Below are 25425 nucleotides of genomic sequence, written 5' to 3' on the forward strand. Positions count from 1 at the left end.
GGCGTTTTTCAATCAATCGAGCCGTGTCGGCGATGCCGCGCGGTGTGACTGTCTTTCAAGGAGCGCACTTCATGGCTGTTGGTCTTGGTCCTTTGCCGACGCTGCACCCGGTTCCCGGTTTTGAACTTGGCATCGCTTCCGCCGGCATCAAGCGTCCGGGGCGCAAAGATGTTGTGGTCATGCGCTGCGCCGAAGGCTCCAGTGTCGCGGGCGTATTTACCCTGAACGCGTTTTGCGCGGCGCCGGTGATCATCGCCAAGCAGCGCGTGCAAGGCACCGTGCGTTATTTGCTGACCAACACCGGCAACGCCAACGCCGGCACGGGCGAACCAGGGCTGGCGGCTGCCGAGCGCACCTGCGCGAAGCTGGCCGAGATCACCGGGGTGGACGCCAGCGCCGTGCTGCCATTTTCCACGGGCGTGATCGGTGAGCCGTTGCCCGTCGAGAAGATCGAAGGCGCGCTGCAGGCCGCACTGGATGATTTGTCCGTCGACAACTGGGCCGCAGCGGCCACCGGCATCATGACCACCGACACGCTGCCCAAAGGCGCGAGCCGTCAGTTCGTGCTCGATGGCGTGACGGTCACCGTGACCGGCATCAGCAAAGGTGCAGGCATGATTCGTCCGAACATGGCTACCATGCTGGGCTACATCGCTACCGACGCCAAGGTGGCGCCGAGCGTGCTGCAGGACCTGATTCGCGACGGCGCCAACAAGTCGTTCAACCGCATCACCATCGATGGCGACACGTCGACCAATGACTGCTGCATGCTGATTGCCACCGGCCAGGCCGACCTGCCCGCGGTGACTGAAGCCAAGGGCCCACTGTTTGAAGCGCTGAAAAAAGCCGTCTTCGAGGTGTGCATGGACGTCGCCCAGGCCATCGTCCGTGACGGCGAGGGCGCGACCAAGTTCGTGACCGTCGAAGTCAACGGCGGCGGCAATCACCAGGAATGCCTGGACGTGGGTTACACCGTGGCCCACTCGCCGCTGATCAAAACCGCGCTGTTCGCGTCAGACCCTAACTGGGGCCGGATCTTGGCGGCCGTAGGGCGTGCGGGCGTGCCGAACCTGGACGTCAGCAAGATCGACGTGTTTCTGGGTGACGTCTGCATCGCCAGCAAAGGCGCCCGCGCCAGCACCTACACTGAAGAGCAAGGCTCGCTGGTGATGGCGCAGGAAGAGATCACCATCCGCATCGAATTGGGCCGTGGCGACTGCAGCGAAACCATCTGGACCACCGACCTGTCGCACGAATACGTGAAGATCAACGCGGAATACCGCACCTGAGTCACGAGCGAGTCCACCGGTTTCAACGGAGCCAAGACATGAGCCTGCACCTGATCATCGGCGACAAACGCTATTCCTCCTGGTCGTTGCGTCCTTGGCTGGCGCTTGCGCTGACCGGCGAGGCGTTCACCGATCAGGTGATTCGCCTGAATCAGGCTGACACCACGCGGCTGATTCTGGAGCATTCGCCGACCGGTAAAGTCCCTGCGCTAAAGTGCGAGCACGGCACCATCGTCGACTCATTGGCGATTTGTGAGTATCTGGCGGAGCGTTTTCCGAATGCAGGCTTGTGGCCGGCGGATATCGCCGCCCGCGCTCAGGCTCGGTCGGCGTGCGCGCAAATGCACAGCGGCTTTGTCGGGCTGCGCTCGCGTTTGCCGATGGACCTGCGTCAGGACGAGGCGCTGGAAGTGATTGCGGTCGAAGCTCAGGCCGATATCGACCGCATGGTTGCGCTGTGGCGTGAATGCCGCGCGGTGTCGGGCGTGAGCGAAGGTTTTCTGTTCGGCACGCCGGGCATCGTCGATGCGTTCTTCGCACCGGTCGCCGTGCGCTTTCGTACCTATCGCGTCGAGCTGCCAGCGGACGCGGCGGCCTACGTCGAAACGATTTATCAGTGGCTTGAGTTCAAACGCTGGCAGAAAGCGGGTCTGGAGGAAGGTTGAACGTGAAACGCATCCATGTGGCCGCGGCGGTTATCCGTGGCACCGACGGCAAGATCCTCATCGCCCGACGCGCCGACAAGCAGCATCAGGGCGGTCTGTGGGAGTTTCCCGGCGGCAAGGTTGAACCGGATGAATCGGTCGAGGCCGCGTTGTCCCGCGAGTTGCTTGAAGAGCTCGGCATCGTCGTCACTGCGGCGCGTCCGCTGATCAAGATCAAGCACGACTACCCGGACAAACAGGTGTTGCTGGACGTCTGGGAAGTCTCGTCGTTTACCGGCGAGCCCCACGGTGTCGAAGGGCAACCGCTGGCCTGGGTATCGCAGCGGGAACTGGCTGAGTATGAATTTCCGGCGGCCAATCGGCCGATCGTGGCCGCTGCGCGTTTGCCGGGTGAATACCTGATCACCCCGGACGATCTGGAAACGCCCGAGCTGCTGCGTGGCATACGTACGGCGGTGGCTGGCGGCATCAAGCTGGTTCAGCTGCGCGCGCCGAATATGTACGACCCGAAATACCGTGACGTTGCGGTGGACGCGGTCGGGCTGTGCGCGGGCAAGGCGCAGTTGATGCTTAAAGGGCCGAGGGAATGGCTGGGCGACTTTCCGGCAGCGGGCTGGCACCTGACCAGCGAACAGCTGCGTAAATACGCCACCAAGGGCCGTCCGTTTCCTGAAGATCGCTGGCTGGCAGCCTCATGTCATGACGCTGAAGAGTTGAGTCTGGCCGAGCAGATGGGCGTGGATTTCGTCACCCTCTCGCCTGTGCTGCCGACGCAAAGCCATCCGGACGGCCAGCCGCTGGGTTGGGAAAAGGCTCGCGACTTGATCGAGGGCTTTAGCAAGCCGGTTTATCTGCTGGGCGGGGTAGGGCCGACGGATCGTCAGCACGCGTGGGAATGTGGCGCGCAGGGTGTGGCGGGGATCAGAGCGTTCTGGCCGCAGGGCTAAAAGCTGTTCCGATCTGAGTTCGAGAACAAAGGTTGCTACACCGCAGATTCAACGGCGAATGAAGCCCCTATGGGAGCGAGCTTGCTCGCGAAGCTTTATCAGTCACCGCATCTCTAGCGGCTGAAACGCAGTCTTCGTGAGCAAGCTCACTCCCACAGGATTTGCGCTTGCCAACTGAGTTGCGGTGTATCAGGACAGCAGCACGTCAGGACAGCAGCCCCTCAGCACCGCAGCACTGTCTCACAAATCACTGCGGCTTCTTAGCAGGCTCCCACAAAATCTCCGCTACACCCTCACGCCGGGCGATGATCCGCGCCGCGACAAACAGCAAATCCGACAGCCGATTGATGTACGCCAGACCAACCCCGGCCAGTGGCTCGACCGCGTTCAGGTGCTGACAGCGTCGCTCCGCTGTACGCGCCAGGCTCCGGCAGACGTGGGCCTGGGCGATCAGCGTCGAGCCGCCCGGCAGGATGAAATTCTCCAGCGGCCCCAGCTCTTCATTCCAGTGGTCGATCGCCGTCTCCAGACGGTCGATCTCCGCCGCATTCAACGCCTGATATTCAGGCATCGCCAGCTCGCCGCCCAAGTCGAACAACCGATGCTGACACGGCGCCAATACGTCGATGACTTCCTGCAACGCCGGATGAGTCGCGACTGCCGCCGAAAGGCCCGCCAGCAATACGCCGACCTGACTGTTCAGCGAATCGACTTCCCCGATGGCCTCGACCCGCGGGTGATCCTTCGGCACTCGGCGACCATCGCCCAGGCCCGTTTCGCCGGTGTCACCCGTGCGCGTGTAAATTTTCGACAAGCGAAATCCCATGGCTCTACTCCCGGTCGTTCTGACCAATGACCTGTGGTGCAGGCATCTCTATCGAATTGTCCACCAGCGGCAGGCGCAAGGTGAAACAGGTGCCCTGGCCGAGGGTGGAATGCACTTCCATCTGGCCTTTGTGGTTGTTGGTGATGATGAAATACGACACCGACAGCCCGAGGCCCGTGCCCTGGCCGATCTCTTTGGTGGTGAAAAACGGCTCGAAGGTGCGCTTGCGCACGCTCTCGGACATGCCGATGCCGTTGTCCTCGACCTGGATTTCCGCCCAGGGCGGGTTCAGGCGCGTGCGCAAAATAATACGCCCTGGCTCCCTCGCGTCTTCACGCTGATGGATAGCCTGAGCGGCGTTCTTCAGCAGGTTGAGCAGCACTTGCTCCAGTTCGTTGGCTGTCGCAGGCACCGGGCCCAGAGCAGGATCGAACTGGCGAATGATGTTCTGGCCCTTGAAGTCAAAGCCGATGGTCAGGTCGAAGTCGTTGCTGGCGATCTCCACGGCCTGATCAATCAGTGCCGGCAGATCACAGGGCGCCAACTGCCGGTTGCTGCGTCGGCTGAAGCTGAGCATGTGGCTGACGATCTTCGCCGCCCGCGCTCCGGCCGACTGAATGCCGTCCAGCAACTGCGGCACTTCGCGGGCGATCAGGTATTGATTGACCGCGGCCAGCTCGATGCCTTCCTGCTGGGCCTGTTCCAGGTTCTTGAGCAGATCGGGCGACAGCCGACGGCGGATGTTCTGCACGTTGTGCATGATCGCGCCGAGGGGGTTGTTGATTTCATGGGCCATGCCTGCGGCCAGGCCACCCACCGAGAGCATCTTCTCGGACTGGACCATCATTTCCTCCAGCGACAGGCGCTGGGTAATGTCATCGATGCGGATCACCGCGCCACGGCCTGCATCGCCGGTCAGAGGGTAGAAGGTGAGGGCGTAATGACGCGACTCTTCGCCCTTGACCCAGGTGACACGCTCGATCTTGGTGACGGTGTGACGCTCGACGGTCTGCTTGATCTGCGGCAAAAACGCGCGCATCGGCGGGAATGCCGAATAAATCGGCTGGTTCAGCGCCTCGTCCAGTGGGGTGCCGGACAGGGCGCCGGCTTCCTGATTCCACTGGGTGACGTACAGTTGCTCGTCCAGGGCAATCAGCGCTGAAGGCATGGAGTCGATGATGCTGTTGAGATAGTTCTGAAACCCCGTGAGCTTCTTCTCGATCTTGCTGCGCACCTGCACTTCAAGCTCCAGCTTGCGGTTGGTGTGACGGGTTTCTTCCGCCAGACCCTGGGCCTGATCGTAGGCTTCCTGGGACTCATCGCGCGCGCGTCTGAGCTGCTGCTCACGGGCTTCCATGCGCGAGAGCATGGTGTTGAACGCCTCGGCGAGCGACCCGATTTCGTCCTTGTTACCGGGCCTCGCCCGCAGCGCGTAGTTCTCCTCGCGGGTGACCCGCCGGGACAAATCTTCAAGCTGGTAGATCGGCTCGGTGATGAAGCGCCGAATCTGCCGGGCGACACCGGCCCAGAGCAGGATGCTGAAAATCAGAATGCCGATACTGGCGGTCAGCGTGCCGGTGTAGAACGCCGTCGGCAGTTCGCTGCTCGCGACCAGCAACAGATGCCCCGGCGCTTGCCCTACTTTGGGAATGGGGATGACCTGAGTGTTGCGAAACTCGGTAATGCGCCAGCTCTCCAGATCCCGATAGTGGTCAGGCATGCGCAATTTGTCGCCCTGCTGCATCTGCGCCAGACGCGTACCGCTGCTGTCGTAAACAGCCGCCGCCCGCAACGGGCCGTAATTTTTCAGTTCCTTGAGCAGCGCCTGGGCGTTGTAGGTCGAGGATAAGGCTTGCTCGGACAGCCCCGGATTGCTGATCAGTCGACCGATCGTTTGCAACGCCTGGGGCGCCATCGCTTCCTGAGAGATGTAGTAGGCGGCGCTGATGAAGGTCAGGTTGGCGACCACCAGCACGGTGGTGAGCAATACCAGCAAGGCGGCCAGAAGTTTTTGACCGACCGGCAGGTTTTCGAGGCGCTGGCGCAATGGCATGGGGCAGGTCACCGGAAGGAGGAGCGGGCAGGTTAGCGCTGTTCCGCCCGTGAGCAAACCCGTCAGTCGCTGGGCAGACCTCGGGCGTTGAGGTGTTCGATCAGGCGCAGGCGCAACAGGTTCAGTGTGGGTGCCGGGCAATCAAGCGCCGCCGCCGTGGCGCAGACATGCCCGAGCAGGTAGCGGATCTCGGTGCGGCGGCCTTGGGCGACATCCTGATACATCGAGGAATAATTCGCAGCGGTGGCGGCAATCACCTGTTGCACTTGATCCAGCAACCCTTCAGCCGCGCCGGGTTGACCGCAGCAGTGCAACACGTGGCCGAGTTCGGCGCACAGCGCCGTCACTTCCTCCGCATGGGCCTGCAACTCGCCGTTGCGGCATTGATGCAACACGGTCAGCGGGTTGATGGCGCAGTTGAGCGCGAGCTTGCGCCAGAGGCGTTCGGCGATGTCAGCGGTCCACTGATGGGGGATGCCCGCCTGCTTGAGTTCGTCCAGCCAGGCCGGCGCCGCGCCTTGCTGCGTGTCGCCCAGCCAGTTGAAACCCTGTCCGGCGAACACCACGCTCCCGTCTTCATGGCGGTAGGCACCTTCGGTGCTGGAGACAAAGATGCAGCGGGCCTCAGGAATCATGGAGGCCACGGCGTCCTGGCTGCCCAGCCCGTTTTGCAGCAGGAGCACCTCGGCCCTGTCGGTCAGGCGATGGGCGACGGCTGCAACCGCATGTTCAGCGTCGTAGGCCTTGCATGCCACCAGCAGCCGTTGGATCGGTTCATCCGCGCTGACCGTCTGCGCCGGAATGGCAAACGTCTGACGCTGACCGTTTTCGTTGAGCGTCAGGCCGGCTTGTGCGTTGTAGGCCGCCAGTCGGGCCTCGTCGCGCAAGATCAACCGCACCGGCAGACCCGCCCGGGCCAGTCGCGTGGCCCACAGACTGCCCAAGCTGCCCGCGCCCAGCACATGCCAGCAAACGCGACTCAAAAGAAATCACGCCCGATGACGAAGATCTCGGCGCGCAAGGAAAACCAAATCAACATCGCAGGCTCACATGAACGTGGGAAAAGTCTCGTTATAATGACCGGGCTTTCATACCGTCAAGTCAGGCGTGCTCCATCCACATGTCGAGCCGCGCCGTATCAATTGGAGAATCTAAATGCCCTCGTTCGACGTAGTGTCTGAACTGGATAAACACGAAGTCACGAATGCCGTCGACAACGCGATCAAAGAGCTGGACCGCCGCTACGACCTCAAAGGCAAAGGCAGCTTCGAGTTCACGGAAAAAGACCTGCTGATCAAGATGACCGCCGAAGAAGGTTTTCAGCTCGAAGCCATGATCGAGATCCTCAAGCTGGCCCTGGTCAAGCGCAAGATCGACGTGCAGTGCCTGGAACTGAAGGACCCCTTCGCGTCCGGCAAGGTCATGAAACAGGAGGCCACGCTCAAGGAAGGCATCGACAAGGAGCTGGCGAAGAAGATCGTCGCTCACATCAAGGAAGCCAAGCTCAAGGTTCAGGCTGCCATTCAGGGCGAGCAAGTGCGCGTCACCGGCAAGAAGCGTGACGACCTGCAAGAGGCGATCGCTGCGCTGCGTGGTCACGAGTTCGGCATGCCGCTGCAATTCAACAACTTCCGCGACTGATTCCCCCGCGATTTGCCCTGCGATTTCATGTTGGCTCAGGAACCCGAGGGGTTCCTGTGCGTCCGAATGCAGGTCTGGCTGAAATAACGAGCCCACTTGGCGCCGTTGCTTCAGCCTTCCATGTCGCGACCCCGAGGAGAAATAGATGGACTTGGATTTAAACGGCCAGGTAGACCATCTGGTGAAAGCGTCTCAGGCCTGGATCCCGATGGTCATGCAATACGGCAGCAAAGTGCTGCTGGCAGTGGTCGTCCTGCTGGTCGGCTGGTGGCTGATCAATAGACTGACGTCCCGAGTGGGCGCGCTGTTGGCGCTGCGCCACGTCGACCTGGCGTTGCAGGGCTTCATCAGCAGCATCACCAACATCATTCTGAAGATTCTGCTGATTGTCAGCGTTGCCTCGATGATCGGGGTTGAAACCACCTCATTCGTGGCCGCGATCGGTGCGGCGGGTCTGGCCATCGGACTCGCGTTGCAGGGCAGCCTGGCGAACTTTGCCGGCGGCGTGTTGATTCTGCTGTTCCGTCCGTTCCGCATTGGCGACTGGATCGAAGCGCAGGGTGTGTCGGGCACCGTGGACGGGATTCAGATCTTCCACACCGTGCTGCGCACCGGCGACAATAAGACGGTGATCCTGCCCAACGGCAACCTGTCCAACGGCATCATCACCAACACCAACCGTCAGCCGACGCGCAAGATCACCTTCGACGTGGGCATCGATTACGACGCCGACCTCAAGCAGGCGCTGCAAGTGCTGATGGACATGGCGGATGATCCGCGCATCCTGAAGGATCCGGCGCCCCAGGCGGTGGTCGCGGCATTGGGCGACAGCTCGATTACCGTGTCCCTGCGTGTGTGGACCAAGACCGGTGATTTCGGTGACGTGTCGAACCGCTTCAACGCTGAAATTCGCGACCGCCTGCGCGCGGCCAACATCGACATCCCGTTCCCGCAACGGGTGATTCGTGTGGTGCAGGATGAGCAGCCCGCAAAGGCGTAACGCTCGATCGCAGAAACCAAAAAGCCCCGACTCGTGAGAATGCGGGGCTTTTTGTTGAGTGGGAAAGGCTATCTGGCGATGGACCTCGCTGCTTTGTAAGCGCTCACTCTCGTTCAGACGCCGCGCTGTCGTGCATAAACGCGGTCCCACAGGATAGGGTTCGCCAGCGAATCTTTTTACAGAACCGAATCCGCAGGCTTGGTTTGCTCTTCGGGTTCGGCCGCTTCTTCCCGCGCTTCTCGGCGTGCTTCCTGCGCCCAGTGCAGGGCGATCATGAACAACGTCGGCACGCCCATCAACGCGGTCGCCAGGAAGAAGTTGTGGTACCCCAGCTTCTCCACCATGACCCCGGAGTAGCCACCGATCAGGCGCGGCAACAGCAGCATGATTGAGCTGAGCAGCGCGTACTGAGTGGCCGAGAACTTGAGGTTGGTCAGGCTCGACAGGTAGGCCACGAACGCCGACGTCGCGAGGCCCGAGCTGAAGTTGTCCAGCGAGATCGTCACGATTAGCATCTTCAGGTTCGGGCCCATGTCGGCCAGCATCAGGAACAGCAGGTTGGTCGCAGCCGAGGTCACGCCGCCGATGAACAGGATCGGCAGAATGCCAAAGCGCACGATCGCCAGACCGCCAAACGCCGCACCGGCCAGGGTCATCACCAGACCGAAAATCTTGCTGACGCTGGCAATCTGATCCTTGGTAAAGCCCTGGTCGATGTAGAACACGTTCGCCATCACGCCCATGACTGTGTCCGACATGCGATACGTGGCGATCAACCCCAAAAGCAGAAAGGCCTGCCAGCGATAACGCAGGATGAAATCGTTGATCGGCGTCAGCACCGGCGCCAGACCGCGGCGGCCCATGGACGACAGGCAGGCCACGGTCAGCAGCGTGTAGAGGATCGCGCGCAGAAAGGCGCGGTCTTCCATCAGCAGGTCTTTCCAGGTGGTGCCCTGAAACAGCACGCTGGCGAAATCGGTGTTGTACAGCTGGGTGAACATCGCCGGCACCGAGACCAGCAGAATGATCAGCACGAACACTGAGGCCAGTTGATGGGCAAAGCCGTAGCGCACGGCCGACAGCTGGGTGCGGATCGGCACGGACGGTTCACGCATGATCAGGCTGGTGATCAGCGCAGGCACCATGAGCAGGCCGAACAGCACGTAGGTGCCGGCCCAGGCCGAGTGCTTGTAGGCAAAGCCGGTCGAACCGAAGCCTTCGGCGAAGTACAACGCGCCGGCAGTGGCGAGGAGGGCGGCGACGCGGTAGCCAGCCATGTAGCTGGCGGCGAGAGTCGCTTGCTGGCTGTCGCTGGCTATTTCCAGGCGGTAGGCGTCGATGGCGATGTCTTGGGTCGCGGAGGAGAACGCGACCAGCACGGCAATCGCGATCAGCCACGACAGATGCTGCTGCGGGTCACAGAACCCCATGCCGATCAGGCCCAGGGTCACCAGCGATTGCGAGAGCACCAGCCACGAGCGGCGTCGGCCGAGTCGGCCCAACAAAGGCAGGCTCCATTGATCGAGCAGCGGCGACCAGACCCATTTAAAGGCATAGGCCAGGCCAATCAGGCTGGCGTAGCCAATGGTTTCACGCGCGACGCCGGCTTCACGCAGCCAGACCGAGAGCGTGGAGAACACCAACATGTAGGGCATGCCCGCGGCAAAGCCGAGCAACAGGAGCACAAACGTAGAGGGGCTGGCATATGCGGCGAGCGCGGCGCGCCAGGTTTTGCGGGGCATGGGCTGGAATCTGCCTCAGTTTACGTAAACAAAGCGCGCACTCTAACCGTTGTGCTCTGTCGGGCGCCAGCCATGACGCTGCATATCCACACGATTGTTACGGATGGTCACGCCCTCGGCCCGCAAGCGCGCCCGTTGCTCCTCGCCCGACACGGTTCCGGGGGCCAGGCTGATGCGCCCGCCGGCGCCAATCACGCGATGCCAGGGCAGGCTGCTGCCGTCCGGCAACTGGCTCAACGCTCTGCCAACGAAACGCGCCGCTCGTCCCAAACCGGCCAGCTCGGCCAACTGACCGTAACTGACCACCTTGCCTTCCGGCACTTGATGCAGTGTGAGGTATAACGCTGTGCGCCGTGCCTCAGCGGGAGAGAGGCCGGCAGGGTCGTTTTGAGCCGCTGATTGTTCGATCACGCATTCGTTCCTGTAAAAGGGATGAACGGGAATTTTCGATAAGGAACTAGGGAAACTTCCTACTGTCAGTGTTACCTGTGTCGGCGGTCTGCCGATTGCCAACCCGTTATCTATCCGGATAATGCCCGATTCTCCGCGAACCAGAGCCTTGTCGTTGCTTATGTTGTCCAGAACCCTGTTGTGCGTTGCTGTTGCTACTGCTTCTACCCCATTGCTCGCCGACACCGTCTGGTTGAAAAACGGCGACAAGATGACCGGGACTATCAAGTTCTTCGACGGCGGCAAGCTGCTGATCAATACCAAATATGCAGGCGACGTCCCGCTGGACTGGAAGGAAATCAAGACGCTGGAAAGTGACCAGCACCTTTTGGTAAAGCAGGACGCCACCACTGGCGAAGTGTCCAAGTCGTTGCAGCCGGCCGAAGATGGCAAGGTCACGCTGGCCAATGGCGATGCGCCGAAGACGGTTGAACTGGCGAGCATCCAGCAGATCATCAAGCCCAAGCCGGTGGTCACCGATCTGGTCTGGAAGGGCAACGTCGATGCTGCACTGGACTTCCAGCGCGCCGAGAACGACACCGACGATTACAACATCGCCTTCAAGACCTCCGCGACTCATGGCCAGTGGCGCCACAACGCCAAGGGCGAGTACAACCGCGAATCGCAGGACAGCCTGACCACCACCAATAACTGGGACGCCGAATACTCGGTCGACCGGTTCTTCACGGACAAGTGGTTCTGGGACGGTCGTATCACCTACAAGCGTGACACCATTGAAGACCTGGCCCGTCAGCGCACCGTGGGTACCGGTCCGGGCTACCAGTTCTGGGACGACGAACTGGGCGCATTCAAAATCGGCGCGCTGCTTAACCGCACCGATTTCGAATATTCCAACGGCGAGAAGGACAACTTCTATTCCGTGTCCGGCACCTGGGACTACAACCGTTACCTGATCGGCAAGAAGGTCGAGTTCTTCACCAACGGTGAAGTCGGCAAGCCTATCAGCGGCGTGGCTGACTACAGCCTCGAGACAGAAGTGGGCCTGCGCTACAAAGTCACCGAATGGGCGTCGCTCAACCTCAAGGCCGAGAAAGACATCATCAGCGGCTCCGACAACGGCGACCTGGACAAGACCCGCTACACCGCCGGTTTTGGTGTTTCCTGGTAAAACAGCCTTATCAATGCCTGAGCGTGCGCAGATCACGACCTGATCTGCGTACGTTGGCTTGTTTCATTTTCAAGCGTTTTCTTTTTACGCGAATCCTCCGCGAAATCGTCACCCTCGCCCAATCTGGCACGTGCCGACGATAACGATTATCGTGGGGTCTGCGTCGCCGTCTGCTGCTTCGCGTCCTTCGATGCCTTCGGTTTACTGTTCAGGAGCCCCACATGAGCGCCAGCGCCAACCGGCAAGCCCGTACCTTGCTGCTCAAGGAATACCGCGGCGTGTTATCGACCCATTCCAAGTCGATGCCCGGTTACCCGTTTGGCTCGGTGGTGCCTTATTGCCTGGACGACCAGGGCCGTCCGTTGATCCTCATCAGCCGCATCGCGCAGCACACCCACAATCTACAGCTCGACGCCAAGTGTTCCTTGCTGGTGGGCGAGCGCGGCGCCGAGGATGTGCAAGCGGTGGGGCGCGTCACGCTGATGGCCGAAGCCGAGAAGATCAGCGACGAGGCGCAGATTGAAGCGGCCGCTCAGCGTTACTACCGTTATTTTCCTGAATCCGAGAGTTACCACAGCGCTCACGATTTTGATTTCTGGGTGCTGAAGCCGGTGCGCTACCGGTTTATCGGCGGGTTTGGCGCGATCCACTGGCTGGACGACGCGGCATTGGCCAATCCCTTCGCCGGGTCTGCCGAGATCAGCATGGTCGAGCACATGAATGCCGATCACGCCAAGGCCATCGCCCACTACGTCGAGCTGGCCGGTTTGCCACAGACCGAGCCCGCCACGCTGGTGGGCATCGACAGCGAGGGCATGCACCTGCGCGTGGGTCAAAGTCTGCACTGGTTGGCCTTCGCAGAGCCCTGTAATACGCCGATACACGTCCGCCAGGCCTTGGTTAACCTGGCTCACGCTGAAAAATGGCCCACACTTGAACAGGCCGAGGCTTGAATTAACGACTTTGCGACGTCACGTAAGGTCTACTGGAAGCCTTCTTCCGTCTAGGAACTCACTTTGATGCGCGTTTTTCTTCTGCTTTTATTGCTTTTTCCGGTGCTCGAGCTGTTCGTGCTGGTGAAAGTCGGGATGTCGATCGGCTTTCTGCCGACCTTCCTGCTGGTCGTTGCCGGGTCGATGCTCGGTGTTTTCGTGGTGCGGATCGCCGGTGTCGCCACCGCGTTGAGTGCCCGGCAGAGTCTGGCCCGTGGCGAGCTCCCTGCCCAGCAGATGCTCGACGGTTTGATGATGACCATCGGCGGCGGTCTGCTGGTGCTGCCGGGTTTTATCAGCGACGTGCTGGGCCTGCTGTTTCTCATGCCGTTCACCCGTCGCATGATCGTCGGCAAGGTGCGTAACCGCGCCGAGGCTCAGGCCGCGCGCCAGCGTGCGTTTGCCGAGAACATGCATGCGGCGAATTCGCCAGGTCCCATGCACCCCGGTGCTGCCCGCCCTGAAGCACGTCGCCCTGAAGTCATTGAGGGTGAAGTGATCGAAGGCGAGTTCGAACCCCTCGATAAAAAGTGATTCAACGTCACTACGACACGGCACCTGCGGGTGCCGTGTTCGTTTTCGCGACCGCCATTCATGCAAAAAATTTCTCGGGTCAGCCTTGAAATCGGCTTGCTCGCCCTTATGTATGGGTCACCGCAAGGTTTCTGGCGCGTTTCGTCAGACCGTATTCTGCGGTTCGCTCGCGAACCGTAACCGGCAAGCCCGGATGTTTTAACCCGCCGGTGTCCGCACCGGGCGTTTAAAAACCATAATTAGGAGATCGACAATGAAGCTTCGTCCTCTGCATGACCGCGTCGTAATCCGTCGCAGCGAAGAAGAAACAAAAACTGCTGGCGGTATCGTGCTGCCTGGTTCGGCTGCTGAAAAACCTAACCGTGGCGAAATCATCGCCGTCGGCAACGGTCGCATCCTGGACAACGGTGAAGTACGCGCGCTGGCCGTGAAAGTGGGTGACAAAGTGGTGTTCGGCCCTTACTCCGGCAGCAACACTGTGAAAGTAGACGGCGAAGACCTGCTGGTGATGAGCGAGAACGAAATTCTCGCGGTCGTCGAAGGCTGAGTTGATACCCCATTTCCCGTTACTACAAAGTATTTAAGGAATAACGATCATGGCTGCTAAAGAAGTTAAATTCGGCGATGCTGGCCGTAAAAAAATGCTGGCTGGTGTCAACGTCCTGGCCGACGCAGTAAAAGCAACTCTGGGCCCGAAAGGCCGTAATGTCATCATCGAAAAAAGCTTCGGCGCTCCGCTGATCACCAAAGACGGTGTGTCCGTAGCCAAAGAAATCGAGCTGAAAGACCGTTTCGAAAACATGGGCGCGCAGCTGGTCAAAGACGTTGCCTCCCGTGCAAACGATGACGCTGGCGACGGTACCACCACTGCTACCGTTCTGGCCCAGGCCATCGTCAACGAAGGCCTGAAAGCCGTCGCTGCCGGCATGAACCCGATGGACCTGAAGCGCGGCATCGACAAGGCGACCATCGCCATTGTTGCCGAGCTGAAGAAGCTGTCCAAGCCTTGCACCGACACCAAGGCAATCGCCCAGGTTGGTACCATCTCGGCCAACTCGGACAATTCCATCGGCGACATCATTGCCGAAGCCATGGAAAAAGTGACCAAAGACGGCGTTATCACCGTTGAAGAAGGTTCGGGTCTGGAAAACGAGCTGTCTGTTGTTGAAGGCATGCAGTTTGACCGTGGCTACCTGTCCCCGTACTTCATCAACAAGCCGGACACCATGGTGGCCGAGCTGGACAGCCCGCTGTTGCTGCTGGTTGACAAGAAGATCTCCAACATCCGCGAAATGCTGCCAGTTCTGGAAGCCGTTGCGAAAGCTGGCCGTCCTCTGCTGATCGTGGCTGAAGACGTTGAAGGCGAAGCGCTGGCGACTCTGGTCGTGAACAACATGCGTGGCATCGTCAAAGTTGCAGCGGTCAAAGCCCCAGGCTTTGGCGACCGTCGCAAGGCCATGCTGCAGGACATCGCTGTTCTGACTGGCGGTACCGTTATCTCGGAAGAGATCGGCCTGAGCCTGGAAACCGCTACCCTGGAACACCTGGGTAATGCCAAGCGCGTTATCTTGAACAAAGAAAACACCACCATCATCGACGGTGCTGGCGTTCGTGCCGACATCGACGGTCGTATCGCGCAGATCCGTCAGCAGATCGGCGACACGTCTTCGGACTACGACAAAGAAAAACTGCAAGAGCGTCTGGCCAAGCTGTCGGGCGGCGTTGCAGTGATCAAGGTCGGTGCCGGTTCCGAAGTTGAAATGAAAGAGAAGAAAGCCCGCGTTGAAGACGCCCTGCACGCAACCCGTGCAGCCGTTGAAGAAGGCGTGGTGCCTGGCGGTGGTGTTGCTCTGGTTCGTTCGCTGCAGGCGATTTCCGAACTGCGTGGCGACAACGCTGATCAGGACGTCGGTATCGCTCTGCTGCGTCGTGCGGTGGAAGCGCCTCTGCGTCAGATCGTTGCGAACTCGGGCGACGAGCCTAGCGTTGTGGTCGACAAGGTCAAGCAGGGCACTGGTAACTACGGTTACAACGCTGCGAGCGGCGAGTACGGCGACATGATCGAGATGGGTATTCTCGATCCGGCCAAGGTGACGCGTTCTGCTCTGCAGGCTGCTTCGTCGATCGCCAGTCTGATGATCACCACTGAGGCGATGATTGCTGATGTGGCTGATGAGAAGGCTGCTGGTGGCGGTATGCCTGATATGGGCGGCATGGGTGGTATGGGCGGCATGATGTAAGCCAGCCGTACCCCAATGTAGAAAAAACCCCGCTTCGGCGGGGTTTTTTTATGGGCTTTTTTTGGGCTTGGTGGGGGGGCATATCCATTATTTGTGGTGTGGCTGATTCACCTTTCCGCCCTTACGGCGGGTCACTTTTTCCAAGAGCCGAAAAGTAACCAAAAAGGCCCTGCTCCTGGTTTGGCCCCTCCTGCGTCGGGGTTCCTTCACTCCGGTCTCGCTCCGTGGGCCCGCGCCGAACGGGCATCCATGCCCTGACGGCGCTCTCGCCGCATCCCTGCGGCTCGGCCCACTGCGCGAGAACTGCGTTCAGCCTGCACCCAAGTCGCGTTTGGCGGTGTTTGGAATTCTTGTATACGAAGATCAAAAGCGGGTTTAAGCAGATCAAGGGCTTCCCGGCTAAAGCCGGTCCTACGGGGGAGCGCCGCCGATCCCACAGGGTGTACGCGGTGCTTTCAGTAGGACCGGCTTTAGCCGGGAAGAGGCCCGCGTGGGCGCCATCAATTTTTGGTCTGACCCCCGATCGTTCCCACGCTCTGCGTGGGCATGCATCCCGTGACGCTCCGCGTCATCCTGAAATGGCGATTACCCTGTAACGGCTTCTCCATTCACCACCACGTTCTTCTTCTTGGCCGGTCGGTACAGCACAAAGTAATACGCCCCCAAACACAGCAGCCAGCAGAACACCGCTGTCCAGATGTTGTGGGAAAAGAAGTGCGCGCCTTGAAGCATTCGTCCGACGGAGAAGACGGTGCCCAGGCCCGCCGCGAAGATCAGGCCGGCTTTGGCCAGGCGGGGTTTGCGGTCGCGGAAGACGAAGAACAGGGCGAACAGTGTGAAACCGGTGGCTGCATGACCGCCGGGCCAGCAGCGGCCGGGTTTGTCGGTTTGCGGGCGGGGGCTGAGGAGTTCGCTGTAGGTTTCCTGGCCGCCGAATTCTTTCAGGCTCCACGGGCATTGCACCGATGTCACGACTTTCACCGGCGTAACAAAGCTGGTGGATAACGCCATCGACAGCACCAAGCAGCCCAACTCGCGTTTCCACGGCTTCAGCACGTTGACGAAGAACGAGGCGATGAAGCTCACGAAGGACAAAACGCCGATGGCGATGACGGCTTGTTTGGCGCGGTCGTGCAGGACGTCTTCGAGAAAGAAGCTGTGCCGACCGATGAACTCGCCCGCTACGGGGTCGTAGGCCAGTTTGGCGATGTCCATGTCCAGCGAAGTCAGTTCCAGCAAGATCAGAACGATGGCGGTCACGGCCGGGATGCCCAGATAAACCCAGAAGTTGATCGGGCGTGAGGCGGGCCGTTCGAGTGCGTGTGACATGGCGAATCCCGTGTAGTGGGCGAGGGGGAGCGGGGGTTTATTGAGCCAGAGCGGTGCGAAGTCTGAGCAGAACGCTGTCGCGGCGCCGTGAACCGCGAGTGAAAAAAACGTTATGCACGGAGGTGCTGGCCCTTGAGCGCGCATCGCCGTAAGCTGCCGCCAACTCTGACCTTGTTGAACGGCATCTCGCGCCGTGTCCCGGGTCTCGCCACACCGCATAGGGAGACACGCGCCATGAGAATTCTGCTGGTTGAAGACAACCGCGACATCCTGGCAAACCTCGCCGATTACCTCGGTTTAAAGGGTTACACCGTCGATTGTGCCCAAGACGGCCTGTCCGGTCTGCACCTGGCGGCCACCGAGCATTACGACCTGATCGTCCTCGACATCATGCTGCCCGGCATCGACGGTTACACCCTGTGCAAGCGCCTGCGTGAAGACGCGCGCCGCGACACGCCGGTGATCATGCTCACCGCCCGCGACCAGCTCGACGACCGCCTGCAGGGTTTCCGCTCCGGCGCCGACGACTACCTGCTCAAGCCGTTCGCGCTGTCGGAACTGGCGGCGCGCATCGAGGCGGTGCTGCGGCGTGCCCAGGGTGGCGGGAGGCGTACCCTGCAGGTCGCCGATCTGATCTACGACCTGGACACCCTGGAAGTGACTCGCGAAGGGCGTCTGCTCAAACTCAACCCGGTGGGCCTGAAATTGCTGGCGGTGTTAATGCAGAAGAGCCCTCACGTCCTGCGTCGTGAAGTGCTGGAAGAAGCCCTGTGGGGCGATGACTGCCCGGACAGCGACAGCCTGCGCAGCCATGTTCACCAATTGCGCCAGGTCATCGACAAGCCGTTCGCCAAGCCGCTGTTGCAGACCGTCCACGGTGTCGGATACCGCCTCGCCGAGGGGCGTGATGGAGTTTAAGCAGAGCCTCGCCCAACGGATCATCATCGCCTTCGCCTTGATGAGCGCGCTGGTTGCCGGGTGCTTCGCCATGGGCATCGTCGCGACGGTGCACCTGGTCGAAGAGAAGCTGATTTCGGCCGGACTGGGCGGCGACCTGACGCGTCTGCTGCTGATGGACAGCGTCAACGACTGGAGCCATCGCCCCGAGCCGGATCAGCTGTTTTACTTCAGCGGCGGCCCGGGGGATTTCGAGCTGCCGAAGGATTTGCGTCACCTGGAACCGGGCTTTCACGAAGTGTTTCGCGGGCCGTTGTCCTACCACGCCATGGTTGAGGTGGTAGACGGCCGTCACTATGTGCTGCTTCAGGACCAAAGCGATTTCGAAGAGCGTGAGCGCGTGCTGTTCGCCGTCGTGCTGGTGGGCTTTGTGCTGGCGCTGGCGCTGGCGATCTTCCTCGGCTGGATATTGGCGCGCCGGGTAATGGCGCCGGTGGTACGGCTGGCGCGACAGGTGCGTCATCGCGATCAGCTGCTCGGCCTCGCCCCGCCTCTCGCCCCCGATTACGCCGCCGACGAAGTGGGTGAGCTGGCGGTGGCCTTCGACGCCACGCTGGGCCGCCTGCGCGATGCCCTGACCCGTGAGCGGATGTTCACCAGCGACGTCAGCCACGAACTGCGCACGCCGTTGATGGTGCTGGCCAGTTCCTGTGAGCTGCTGCTGGAGAACCCGGCGCTGGATCAACGCGCCCGTGCCCAGGTTGAACGCGTGGCGCGGGCGTGCGAAGAAATGCGCGATCTGGTGCAGACCTTCCTGATGCTGGCCCGCACCCAGCGCGATGACCTCGCCCTTTACCCGCAACTGACCCTGCAAGGCGCCGCCCAGCAACTGATCAGCCTGTGGCGCGAACCGATCGAACGCAAGGGGCTGACCCTGGAATACCTGCCCGGCGAGCCCTCCGATACCGCTTACAACGCCACCTTCCTCTATGCCGTGATGGGCAACTTACTGCGCAACGCGTTGCACTACACCGACACCGGATTTATCCGCCTGACCCTGCGAGAAGGCGGGTTCATGGTGGAGGATTCCGGCGTGGGGATACCGGAAGAAAAACGTGAGGCGATGTTTCAGCCATTTGTGCGCGGTACCGAGCAACGCGGCGAAGGTTTGGGCCTGGGACTGTCGTTGGTGCAGCGTATCTGCGAGAACCAGGGGTGGTCCGTCAGCCTGGACACCATGGAGCCAAATGGCTGCCGGTTCAGCGTGGACATGGGTTTGCGCCCTGGCAAAGACTCCGGTCGGTTGCCGTCGACAAATGTACAGCCTGTGTAAAGGTGCTAAAACAGACCGGGATATGGCCGTATGCTGGCCCTAAGTCCTTGAATAATCTCGTAACATTTGTTCACTTTTTCGGACGCTTTTTTCACATTCATCTGACCTGAGCGTGACGCTTCGCTGCTTAGTTTGGCCCTCTCATCAAAGGGGAGGCAGCCATGAGCAAGCGGATCGAGCTGGATTTTTCACGCAAATACGACGACGAACACGCTAAAAGGTATTTGCGCAAACACAACGATGGACTGGCCAGGCGCCTGTCTGATCGCCGGGACAAACAACTCGCACGCCGCGCACTGGCGTTGGCGGGCGAACCGGGGCTGGTGCTGGATTTACCCTGCGGCGCAGGACGTTTCTGGCCGGTGCTGGCCGAGAAAGCCAACCGGGTGATCATCGGGGCGGACAACTCGGCTTCCATGGTCAAGATTGCCTGCGAGTCGCAACCCGCGGAGATCGTCAAGCGCGTGCAGCCGCTGCAGACATCGGCGTTTGCCATCGAGATGCCGGACAACGCTGTCGACAGCATCTTCTGCATGCGCTTGATGCATCACGTTGGCAAGGCTGAAGACCGCGCCGTGCTGTTGAAAGAGTTTCACCGGGTGAGCCGGGACAGCGTGATCTTGTCGCTGTGGGTGGATGGCAATTTCAAGGCCTGGAAGCGGCGCCGCGCTGAAGGGTCGCGACCGAAACATGATTATCAGAATCGCTTCGTGCTGCCGGTGGCCACCGTAGAGGCCGAATTTGAACAGGCAGGGTTTCGGATTCAGGAACGCCTGGATTTCCTGCCGATGTACGCCATGTGGCGTGTGTATCTATTACGTAAGAGGTAACAGGATGGCCGTGGATTTCGCAACAGAGTTAGCCGTTCCCGCCAAGGACCGCTTCGCCTATTTCTGGAACACACGGGGTGAGTGGGTTGAAGAGCCCAACGTGCGCCGTGGCGGTGAAAGTGGCGTGCAGCGTGTCGTCTCGGAAAACGGTCGGCTGCTGTATGTGAAGCGTCAGACCGGCCATATCTATCGCAGCTGGCTGCACCCGTTTGGCCGTCCCACCGTGCTTCGCGAGCGTGATGCCTTGGAAGGTCTTCGCCAGCTCAACGTCAATGTGCCGCGGATGGTGTTCTGCGGTGCCGAGCGCGATGAGAACAACGAGTGGCGTGCATTGCTGGTCACGGCCTCGCTGGATGGCTTCGACGAATTCGAAAACTGGCTGCGTGCCGGCGGTCGCGAGCAGCACGGCGAAGTCGTGTACGAGCAGATGCTTCAGGAAATCGCCAGCAACCTGGCCCGTATGCACAAGGGTCGCTGGCAGCACAGCTGCATTTACATCAAGCACGTTTTCGTTCGCGTCGTGGGCGAGGGCGCCAATGCCAAGGCTGAGGTCGCGTTGCTCGATCTCGAGAAGTGCCGCCAGCGGTTGACGTCTTATGCCGCCGCCCAGCACGACATGAAACAACTGCGTCGCCATTCGTCGTTTCATCCAGCGGACTGGACCAAGCTGGTCTACTTTTACGAGACCGCGTTTGGCAGGCCCATCAAAGGTTTACAGCGATGAAGTTAGAAATGGCGCGAGGTTTGTTTTTGGTCGGGGCGTTGGGGGTGACTTCCATCGCGTTGGCCGCCTGGGATCAGCCCGGGCCGAAGATTTTGAGCGCAGTGCATGGCGAAGGCCATTGCCCGCTGCCTCGGGTGGCCAAGATGTCCGACACGGCCCGGCCTGATCACGATCTGCTTCTGTTGATGTTCGGCCTGGCCCAGGGAAGCGGACCACAAGGCTGATTCCTTTCTGTTGCACTGACCTAAAGGCCCCGAAGATCGGGGCCTTTTTTGTGGGCGTGGGGCCAGGTTCGTGTATCAGTTACGAGCATCCATCGTGGCACTCGAATGGCCATTGCCTTCGGGCTGCGGCTCGTCCCGTCGCGCCAGCAGCGTATACACGCACGGCAGCACAAAGAGCGTGAACAACGTCCCCACCGACATGCCGGTGGCAATCACCAAACCAATGTCAAAGCGGCTGACCGCGCCCGCGCCGGTGGCGAGGATCAGCGGCACCATGCCGAACACCATCGCTGCCGTGGTCATCAGTACGGGCCGCAAGCGAATCGCCGCCGCTTCCTCGACCGCTTCCCGCGCGGTCAGGCCCTTGTCGCGGCGGAGCTGGTTGGCGAATTCGACGATCAGAATGCCGTGCTTGCTGATCAGCCCGATCAGCGTGACCAGACCCACCTGGGTGTAGATATTCAGCGACGAGATGCCGAGGAACAGCGGGATTAGCGCGCCGCAGATCGACAGCGGCACAGTCACCAGAATCACCAGCGGATCGCGGAAGCTCTCGAACTGTGCGGCCAGCACCAGAAAAATGATCGCCAGGGCCAGGCCGAACGTCACCCACAGCGCATTGCCTTCCTGTACGTACTGGCGGGATGCGCCGGCGTAGTCGTAGGCAAAACCCGGCGGCGACTCTTCGATGGCGATCTGTCTCACCAACTCAATCGCCTCCGCCTGACTCACCAGCGGGAAGCCGGAGATGATCGCCGAGTTGAGCTGCTGGAACTGATTGAGCTGCCGGGGTCTGGCCCGGTCGCTGACGGTGATCAGCGTCGACAACGGCAGCATCTTGCCTTCGGTGTTCTTGACGTAGTAATTCGCCAGCCAGGCCGGGTTGTCGCGGTAGGCCCGCTCAACCTGGGCGATGACCTTGTAGCTGCGCCCGTCGATGGTGAAGCGGTTGATCTCCGCCTCGCCGAGGAGCGTCGCCAGACTGCCGCCCAAGTCCTGCATCGACACGCCCATCTGCGCGGCTTTGGCGCGGTCGACATCGACCACCACTTCCGGCTTGTCGAAGGCCAGATCAACGTCCAGAAACGCGAATTTGCCCGATTCGGCGGCGCGCTTCTTGATGCGATCCGTCACCTCCAGCAGCGCGGCATAGTCGCCCGGTGTGTTGATCACGAACTGAAACGGCAGGCCCTCACCGGTGCCGGGCAACGAGGGCAGGTTGAAGCCGAAAATCTGCAGCCCGGTGATGCCGTTGAGCTTGGCCTGCACCTCCGGCAGCAGCTCCATTTGCGTGCGGCTGCGCTCATCCCATGGCTTGAGCAGGAACCCGCCGACGCCGGTCTGCACGCCATTGAAACCGTTGATCTGGAACGAGGAGTAGTACTCCGGGAACGCTTTGAAAATGCTGATGAACTGGTCGGTGTATTTATTCATGTAATCGAGGTTGGTCGGCTGCGGCGCCGTCGCCATCATGAAGATGATGCCCTGATCCTCGTCCGGCGCCAGTTGCGATTGGCTCAGTTTGAGAAACACCGGAATCAGGCACAGCACCAGCACCGCGAACACGATCACCACCGGCCGGGTATTCAGCGTGCCGTGAAGGACACGCTGGTAGCGGACCTTCAGGCTTTCGAAGGCGTGATCGAGTTTGTGCGCCAGGCCGCTGGGGTTCTCGTCCCGACGCAGCAGTACGGCGCACATCATCGGCGACAGGGTCAACGCGACGATTCCGGAGATGACCACTGCGCCGGCCAGCGTCAGGGCGAATTCCTTGAACAGCGCACCGGTCAGTCCCTCCAGAAAACCGATGGGTGCATAGACCGCTGCCAGGGTGATGGTCATCGACACCACCGGCATGGCGATCTCGCGAGCGCCCTCGATGGCCGCATCGAAGGGCGTCTTGCCTTCCTCGATGTGCCGGTGAATGTTCTCCACCACCACGATGGCGTCGTCCACCACCAGACCGATCGCCAAGACCATCGCCAGCAGCGTCAGCAAATTGATCGAATAGCCCATCAGTTGCATGAAGAACAGCACGCCGATCATCGACAGCGGGATGGTGATCACCGGGATCAGCACCGAGCGCAAGGCACCCAGAAACAGGAACACCACGACGATGACGATGAGCACCGCTTCGATCAGGGTTTTCACCACTTCATGGATCGAGGCCTGAATGAACAGCGTGGCATCGTAGGCGATGGATGCTTTCAGGCTTGGCGGCAGTTGGGCTTCCAATTCGGGCAGGATGCGCCGCACTTCCTTGATCACGTCCAGCGGGTTCGAGCTGGGCGTGCCCTTGATGCCGATGTACACCGACGGGGTGCCGTCGAACGAGCTGACCGTGTCGTAGTTCTCGGCGCCCATCTCCACCCGCGCCACATCGCCCAGCAGCACGCGACTGTCGCCCACGGTCTTGAGCGGGATGGCCGCGAAGGTCTCGGGGGATTTCAGGTCGGTGCTGGCGTTGACGCTGGTGACCACGTACTCGCCCTTCACCTCGCCCGCCGCGGACAGGAAGTTGTACTTGCGCACGGCTTCGGTGACGTCGCTGGCGGTCAGGCCGAAACCGGCGAGCTTGACCGGATCGAGCCACAGGCGCATGGCGAACACCTGATTGCCCAGGATCTCGGCTTCGGCCATGCCCGGCAGCGTCGCCAGCTTCGGCTGAATGACCCGGGACAGGTAATCGGTGATCTGCGGGTTGCTCAGCTCGGCGCTGTAAAAGCTGATGTACATCAGCGCCGAGGCGTCGGCGGCTTCCTTGCTCAGCACCGGGTCTTCGGCGTCCTGGGGCAGCTTGTTCTTGACCTCGTTGGCCTTGGCCAGCAGCTCGGTGTAGAGGCGGTCGCTGTTGGAGCCGATGCGCGCATAGATGGAAATGACCGAGAAGTTCTGCCGGCTGACCGAGGTCATGTAGTCGATGCCTTCGGCGCTCGCCAGACTCTGCTGCAGCGGCTGGGTGATGTAGCCCTGAATGGTTTCGGCGTTGGCGCCGGGGTAAGCCGTGGTCACGGTGATCAGCGCGTTTTCCATCTGCGGGTACTGGCGGATGGTCAGCTTGCTGAACGCCTGAAAACCCAGCAGCACGATCAGCAGGCTTATCACGCTGGCGAGCACCGGGCGACGGATGAACGGGTCTGTAAAGGCCATGATCGATTCCTTGATCAGTCAGCTTTGGGCTGGCTGTTCTGCGCCGCCGAGGTGGCGTCAGACGGTGTTGCCGGGTCGGCCACGATGGCGACGGCAGCGCCGTTATCCAGTTTCAACTGGCCGCCGGTGACCACCTGCTCGCCGGGTTTCAATCCTTTGCTGATGATGACCAGCCCGCCGCGACGCTCACCGGTCTCGACGAAGCGCCGCTCGACCATGAGCTGAGGCTCGCCCATGCTGTTGTGTTCCGGCTGGCCGTCGGCGGTCTTTTTCGGCACGACGACGTAGACCGAGTTTCCGTACAGCGTGTAGGTGATCGTGCTTTCCGGCAACACCAGTTGCGGCGTGTCCTGCCCGAGCAGCACTTGCAGGCTGGTGAACATGCCGGGCAGCAGTTGGCTGTCGGGGTTGGGCAGGATGGCGCGAATCAAGACGTTGCGGGTGGTGTCTTCGACCTTGGGGTTGATGGCGCTGATGCGCGCGGTGAATACGCGGTCCGGGTAGGCCGCGACGCTCACCTGCACCTGTTGGCCGAGGGCCAGTTTCGGCAGCATCTGCTCAGGTACGAAGAAGTCCGCGTACAGGCTGGTCAGGTCTTGAAGGGTAGCGATCACCGTGCCGCTGGCGAGGTAGTCGCCGACGTCAACCTGACGAATGCCGATGGTGCCGCTGAAGGGCGCAAGAATGCGCTTCTTCGCCAGGGAGGCGTTCAGTTGTGCGACGGTGGCAGCGGCTTTCTTCTGCGTGGCGGCGAGCTTGTCGAAGTCGCCCCGGGAAATGGCCGACTCGCCCACCAGTTTGCTGCCGCGCCCGTACTCGACCTGCGCCAGACCGAGGTCCGCTTCGGCAGTGCCGAGCAGGGCCTTTTCCACATCGCTGTCGAGCTGCAACAGCGGCTGACCGACCTTGACCTTCTGGCCGGATTCAAACTGCACGGCCTTGACCGTGCCCGCGATTTCCAGCGAAAGATCCACGCCCTGGGATGCCTTGAGCGTGCCGATGGCCGGCAGACGATTCTGCCACGGGCGCTCCGCAACAACGGCCACCGCCACATTGATCGGCGGCTTCGGCGCCGTAAATTGCTGGATCTGCTGATAGACCGAAAACGCCTTGTACCCGCCCAGGGCCAGCACCACGATCAGGACAATGCCCAACATGATCAACATGCGGCGACGCAACATATTCCACTTCCTTGGAAAACCGATGAATCAGGCGAGCACGTTAGTCTTGTCGGGGTTTAGTTGCCAGTGGCGGTGATGGATTTTGAGATCAGCAAGCACGGTCCCTGTAGGAGTGAGCTTGCTCGCGAAGACGGTATTTCAGGCTCTGAAGATTTAGCGGATGTTCCATCGTCTTCGCGAGCAAGCTCGCTTGTATGGTTAGACTTGAAGGGGTGGTGGGACGAACAGTTCGCATCTGACTGCTGCAAC

23 protein-coding genes are annotated in these 25425 nt (G+C 60.9%); 15 read left to right on the plus strand and 8 right to left on the minus strand.

Annotated elements, in window-relative coordinates; genetic code table 11:
• The first annotated feature begins 71 nt into the window (after positions 1-71).
• Genes argJ through AC07VF_RS14470 form a run of 3 tightly spaced genes read left to right on the plus strand, consistent with a single transcriptional unit; the run spans position 72 to position 2901 of the window.
• Entirely contained in the window at positions 72-1289 is a 1218-nt protein-coding gene (argJ, locus tag AC07VF_RS14460) for a bifunctional glutamate N-acetyltransferase/amino-acid acetyltransferase ArgJ (RefSeq protein ID WP_463583399.1), read from the plus strand.
• A gap of 38 nt (positions 1290-1327) precedes the next feature.
• Positions 1328-1954 (plus strand): glutathione S-transferase family protein, encoded by a 627-nt coding sequence (locus AC07VF_RS14465; RefSeq protein ID WP_495009079.1) that lies wholly within the window; start codon positions 1328-1330, stop codon positions 1952-1954.
• A 2-nt stretch (positions 1955-1956) separates the two neighbouring features.
• Positions 1957-2901, plus strand: a complete 945-nt coding sequence (locus AC07VF_RS14470; protein ID WP_495009078.1) for a Nudix family hydrolase — start codon at positions 1957-1959, stop codon at positions 2899-2901.
• Between the two features lie 247 nt (positions 2902-3148).
• Here the strand turns inward: AC07VF_RS14470 and AC07VF_RS14475 are convergent, their stop codons facing one another.
• The 3 genes from AC07VF_RS14475 to AC07VF_RS14485 all read right to left on the minus strand — a co-directional run bounded on the left by AC07VF_RS14475 (position 3149) and on the right by AC07VF_RS14485 (position 6763).
• The gene (locus AC07VF_RS14475) at positions 3149-3727 is read right to left on the minus strand and encodes a cob(I)yrinic acid a,c-diamide adenosyltransferase (RefSeq protein WP_192171749.1); all 579 of its coding nucleotides are present in this window, start codon (positions 3725-3727) and stop codon (positions 3149-3151) included.
• A gap of 4 nt (positions 3728-3731) precedes the next feature.
• Positions 3732-5780 (minus strand): sensor histidine kinase, encoded by a 2049-nt coding sequence (locus tag AC07VF_RS14480; RefSeq protein WP_495009077.1) that lies wholly within the window; start codon positions 5778-5780, stop codon positions 3732-3734.
• 62 nt (positions 5781-5842) lie between these two features.
• Positions 5843-6763 (minus strand): putative 2-dehydropantoate 2-reductase, encoded by a 921-nt coding sequence (locus tag AC07VF_RS14485; RefSeq protein WP_495009076.1) that lies wholly within the window; start codon positions 6761-6763, stop codon positions 5843-5845.
• Positions 6764-6935: 172 nt separating this feature from the next.
• Here AC07VF_RS14485 and AC07VF_RS14490 point away from each other — a divergent pair, with 172 nt between their 5' ends.
• The gene (locus AC07VF_RS14490; RefSeq protein WP_065992166.1) at positions 6936-7421 is read left to right on the plus strand and encodes a YajQ family cyclic di-GMP-binding protein; all 486 of its coding nucleotides are present in this window, start codon (positions 6936-6938) and stop codon (positions 7419-7421) included.
• Positions 7422-7572: 151 nt separating this feature from the next.
• Positions 7573-8421, plus strand: a complete 849-nt coding sequence (locus AC07VF_RS14495) for a mechanosensitive ion channel family protein (RefSeq protein WP_346627122.1) — start codon at positions 7573-7575, stop codon at positions 8419-8421.
• A gap of 176 nt (positions 8422-8597) precedes the next feature.
• Here the strand turns inward: AC07VF_RS14495 and AC07VF_RS14500 are convergent, their stop codons facing one another.
• Positions 8598-10163 carry an AmpG family muropeptide MFS transporter gene (locus AC07VF_RS14500; RefSeq protein ID WP_346627057.1) on the minus strand — a complete coding sequence of 522 codons (1566 nt, stop codon included), beginning with the start codon at positions 10161-10163 and terminating at the stop codon, positions 8598-8600.
• A gap of 42 nt (positions 10164-10205) precedes the next feature.
• The gene (locus AC07VF_RS14505; protein ID WP_495009075.1) at positions 10206-10574 is read right to left on the minus strand and encodes an MGMT family protein; all 369 of its coding nucleotides are present in this window, start codon (positions 10572-10574) and stop codon (positions 10206-10208) included.
• A 160-nt stretch (positions 10575-10734) separates the two neighbouring features.
• Between AC07VF_RS14505 and AC07VF_RS14510 the strand changes: the two genes are divergently transcribed.
• From AC07VF_RS14510 to groL, 5 genes are all read left to right on the plus strand, one after another.
• Complete coding sequence (locus AC07VF_RS14510; RefSeq protein ID WP_065992174.1) at positions 10735-11742, plus strand: DUF481 domain-containing protein; 1008 nt, start codon at positions 10735-10737, stop codon at positions 11740-11742.
• A 221-nt stretch (positions 11743-11963) separates the two neighbouring features.
• On the plus strand, positions 11964-12695 hold the full coding sequence (locus tag AC07VF_RS14515; protein WP_495009074.1) for a HugZ family pyridoxamine 5'-phosphate oxidase: 732 nt from the start codon (positions 11964-11966) through the stop codon (positions 12693-12695).
• Between the two features lie 66 nt (positions 12696-12761).
• Positions 12762-13268 (plus strand): FxsA family protein, encoded by a 507-nt coding sequence (locus tag AC07VF_RS14520; RefSeq protein WP_192171743.1) that lies wholly within the window; start codon positions 12762-12764, stop codon positions 13266-13268.
• Between the two features lie 253 nt (positions 13269-13521).
• Positions 13522-13815 carry a co-chaperone GroES gene (locus tag AC07VF_RS14525; RefSeq protein WP_065992178.1) on the plus strand — a complete coding sequence of 98 codons (294 nt, stop codon included), beginning with the start codon at positions 13522-13524 and terminating at the stop codon, positions 13813-13815.
• Positions 13816-13864: 49 nt separating this feature from the next.
• Positions 13865-15508 carry a chaperonin GroEL gene (groL, locus tag AC07VF_RS14530; protein WP_133772246.1) on the plus strand — a complete coding sequence of 548 codons (1644 nt, stop codon included), beginning with the start codon at positions 13865-13867 and terminating at the stop codon, positions 15506-15508.
• Positions 15509-16093: 585 nt separating this feature from the next.
• On the opposite strand, the gene AC07VF_RS14535 is transcribed toward groL, so the two are convergent.
• Positions 16094-16837 (minus strand): phosphatase PAP2 family protein, encoded by a 744-nt coding sequence (locus AC07VF_RS14535; RefSeq protein ID WP_495009073.1) that lies wholly within the window; start codon positions 16835-16837, stop codon positions 16094-16096.
• 234 nt (positions 16838-17071) lie between these two features.
• Between AC07VF_RS14535 and colR the strand changes: the two genes are divergently transcribed.
• The 5 genes from colR to AC07VF_RS14560 all read left to right on the plus strand — a co-directional run bounded on the left by colR (position 17072) and on the right by AC07VF_RS14560 (position 20845).
• Entirely contained in the window at positions 17072-17755 is a 684-nt protein-coding gene (gene colR, locus AC07VF_RS14540) for a two-component system response regulator ColR (protein WP_037014624.1), read from the plus strand.
• The gene (locus tag AC07VF_RS14545; RefSeq protein WP_346627061.1) at positions 17745-19067 is read left to right on the plus strand and encodes a sensor histidine kinase; all 1323 of its coding nucleotides are present in this window, start codon (positions 17745-17747) and stop codon (positions 19065-19067) included. The genes colR and AC07VF_RS14545 overlap by 11 nt, the downstream gene beginning before the upstream one ends.
• 161 nt (positions 19068-19228) lie before the next feature.
• Entirely contained in the window at positions 19229-19897 is a 669-nt protein-coding gene (locus AC07VF_RS14550; RefSeq protein WP_192171740.1) for a class I SAM-dependent methyltransferase, read from the plus strand.
• A gap of 4 nt (positions 19898-19901) precedes the next feature.
• Positions 19902-20621 (plus strand): lipopolysaccharide kinase InaA family protein, encoded by a 720-nt coding sequence (locus tag AC07VF_RS14555; RefSeq protein WP_192171739.1) that lies wholly within the window; start codon positions 19902-19904, stop codon positions 20619-20621.
• Positions 20618-20845, plus strand: a complete 228-nt coding sequence (locus tag AC07VF_RS14560) for a hypothetical protein (RefSeq protein ID WP_108120736.1) — start codon at positions 20618-20620, stop codon at positions 20843-20845. The genes AC07VF_RS14555 and AC07VF_RS14560 overlap by 4 nt, the downstream gene beginning before the upstream one ends.
• Before the next feature lie 75 nt (positions 20846-20920).
• Here AC07VF_RS14560 and AC07VF_RS14565 read toward each other — a convergent pair whose 3' ends face one another.
• Positions 20921-23995, minus strand: a complete 3075-nt coding sequence (locus tag AC07VF_RS14565; RefSeq protein WP_192171738.1) for a multidrug efflux RND transporter permease subunit — start codon at positions 23993-23995, stop codon at positions 20921-20923.
• A 14-nt stretch (positions 23996-24009) separates the two neighbouring features.
• A complete protein-coding gene (locus tag AC07VF_RS14570) occupies positions 24010-25176 on the minus strand; it encodes an efflux RND transporter periplasmic adaptor subunit (RefSeq protein ID WP_192171737.1) in 1167 nt (388 codons plus the stop codon).
• Positions 25177-25425: the final 249 nt, after the last annotated feature.

The organism is Pseudomonas sp. GW821-FHT02H06, assembly GCF_059421525.1.

What these genes read in the sequence shown, in the direction of transcription:
- argJ (WP_463583399.1), top strand. Translation starts at nt 72, where the DNA reads ATGGCTGTTGGTCTTGGTCCTTTGCCGACGCTGCACCCGGTTCCCGGT.
- AC07VF_RS14465 (WP_495009079.1), top strand. Translation starts at nt 1,328, where the DNA reads ATGAGCCTGCACCTGATCATCGGCGACAAACGCTATTCCTCCTGGTCG.
- AC07VF_RS14475 (WP_192171749.1), bottom strand. Translation starts at nt 3,727, where the DNA reads ATGGGATTTCGCTTGTCGAAAATTTACACGCGCACGGGTGACACCGGC.
- AC07VF_RS14480 (WP_495009077.1), bottom strand. Translation starts at nt 5,780, where the DNA reads ATGCCATTGCGCCAGCGCCTCGAAAACCTGCCGGTCGGTCAAAAACTT.
- AC07VF_RS14490 (WP_065992166.1), top strand. Translation starts at nt 6,936, where the DNA reads ATGCCCTCGTTCGACGTAGTGTCTGAACTGGATAAACACGAAGTCACG.
- AC07VF_RS14500 (WP_346627057.1), bottom strand. Translation starts at nt 10,163, where the DNA reads ATGCCCCGCAAAACCTGGCGCGCCGCGCTCGCCGCATATGCCAGCCCC.
- AC07VF_RS14510 (WP_065992174.1), top strand. Translation starts at nt 10,735, where the DNA reads ATGTTGTCCAGAACCCTGTTGTGCGTTGCTGTTGCTACTGCTTCTACC.
- AC07VF_RS14515 (WP_495009074.1), top strand. Translation starts at nt 11,964, where the DNA reads ATGAGCGCCAGCGCCAACCGGCAAGCCCGTACCTTGCTGCTCAAGGAA.
- AC07VF_RS14520 (WP_192171743.1), top strand. Translation starts at nt 12,762, where the DNA reads ATGCGCGTTTTTCTTCTGCTTTTATTGCTTTTTCCGGTGCTCGAGCTG.
- AC07VF_RS14525 (WP_065992178.1), top strand. Translation starts at nt 13,522, where the DNA reads ATGAAGCTTCGTCCTCTGCATGACCGCGTCGTAATCCGTCGCAGCGAA.
- groL (WP_133772246.1), top strand. Translation starts at nt 13,865, where the DNA reads ATGGCTGCTAAAGAAGTTAAATTCGGCGATGCTGGCCGTAAAAAAATG.
- AC07VF_RS14535 (WP_495009073.1), bottom strand. Translation starts at nt 16,837, where the DNA reads ATGTCACACGCACTCGAACGGCCCGCCTCACGCCCGATCAACTTCTGG.
- colR (WP_037014624.1), top strand. Translation starts at nt 17,072, where the DNA reads ATGAGAATTCTGCTGGTTGAAGACAACCGCGACATCCTGGCAAACCTC.
- AC07VF_RS14545 (WP_346627061.1), top strand. Translation starts at nt 17,745, where the DNA reads ATGGAGTTTAAGCAGAGCCTCGCCCAACGGATCATCATCGCCTTCGCC.
- AC07VF_RS14550 (WP_192171740.1), top strand. Translation starts at nt 19,229, where the DNA reads ATGAGCAAGCGGATCGAGCTGGATTTTTCACGCAAATACGACGACGAA.
- AC07VF_RS14555 (WP_192171739.1), top strand. Translation starts at nt 19,902, where the DNA reads ATGGCCGTGGATTTCGCAACAGAGTTAGCCGTTCCCGCCAAGGACCGC.
- AC07VF_RS14560 (WP_108120736.1), top strand. Translation starts at nt 20,618, where the DNA reads ATGAAGTTAGAAATGGCGCGAGGTTTGTTTTTGGTCGGGGCGTTGGGG.
- AC07VF_RS14565 (WP_192171738.1), bottom strand. Translation starts at nt 23,995, where the DNA reads ATGGCCTTTACAGACCCGTTCATCCGTCGCCCGGTGCTCGCCAGCGTG.
- AC07VF_RS14570 (WP_192171737.1), bottom strand. Translation starts at nt 25,176, where the DNA reads ATGTTGCGTCGCCGCATGTTGATCATGTTGGGCATTGTCCTGATCGTG.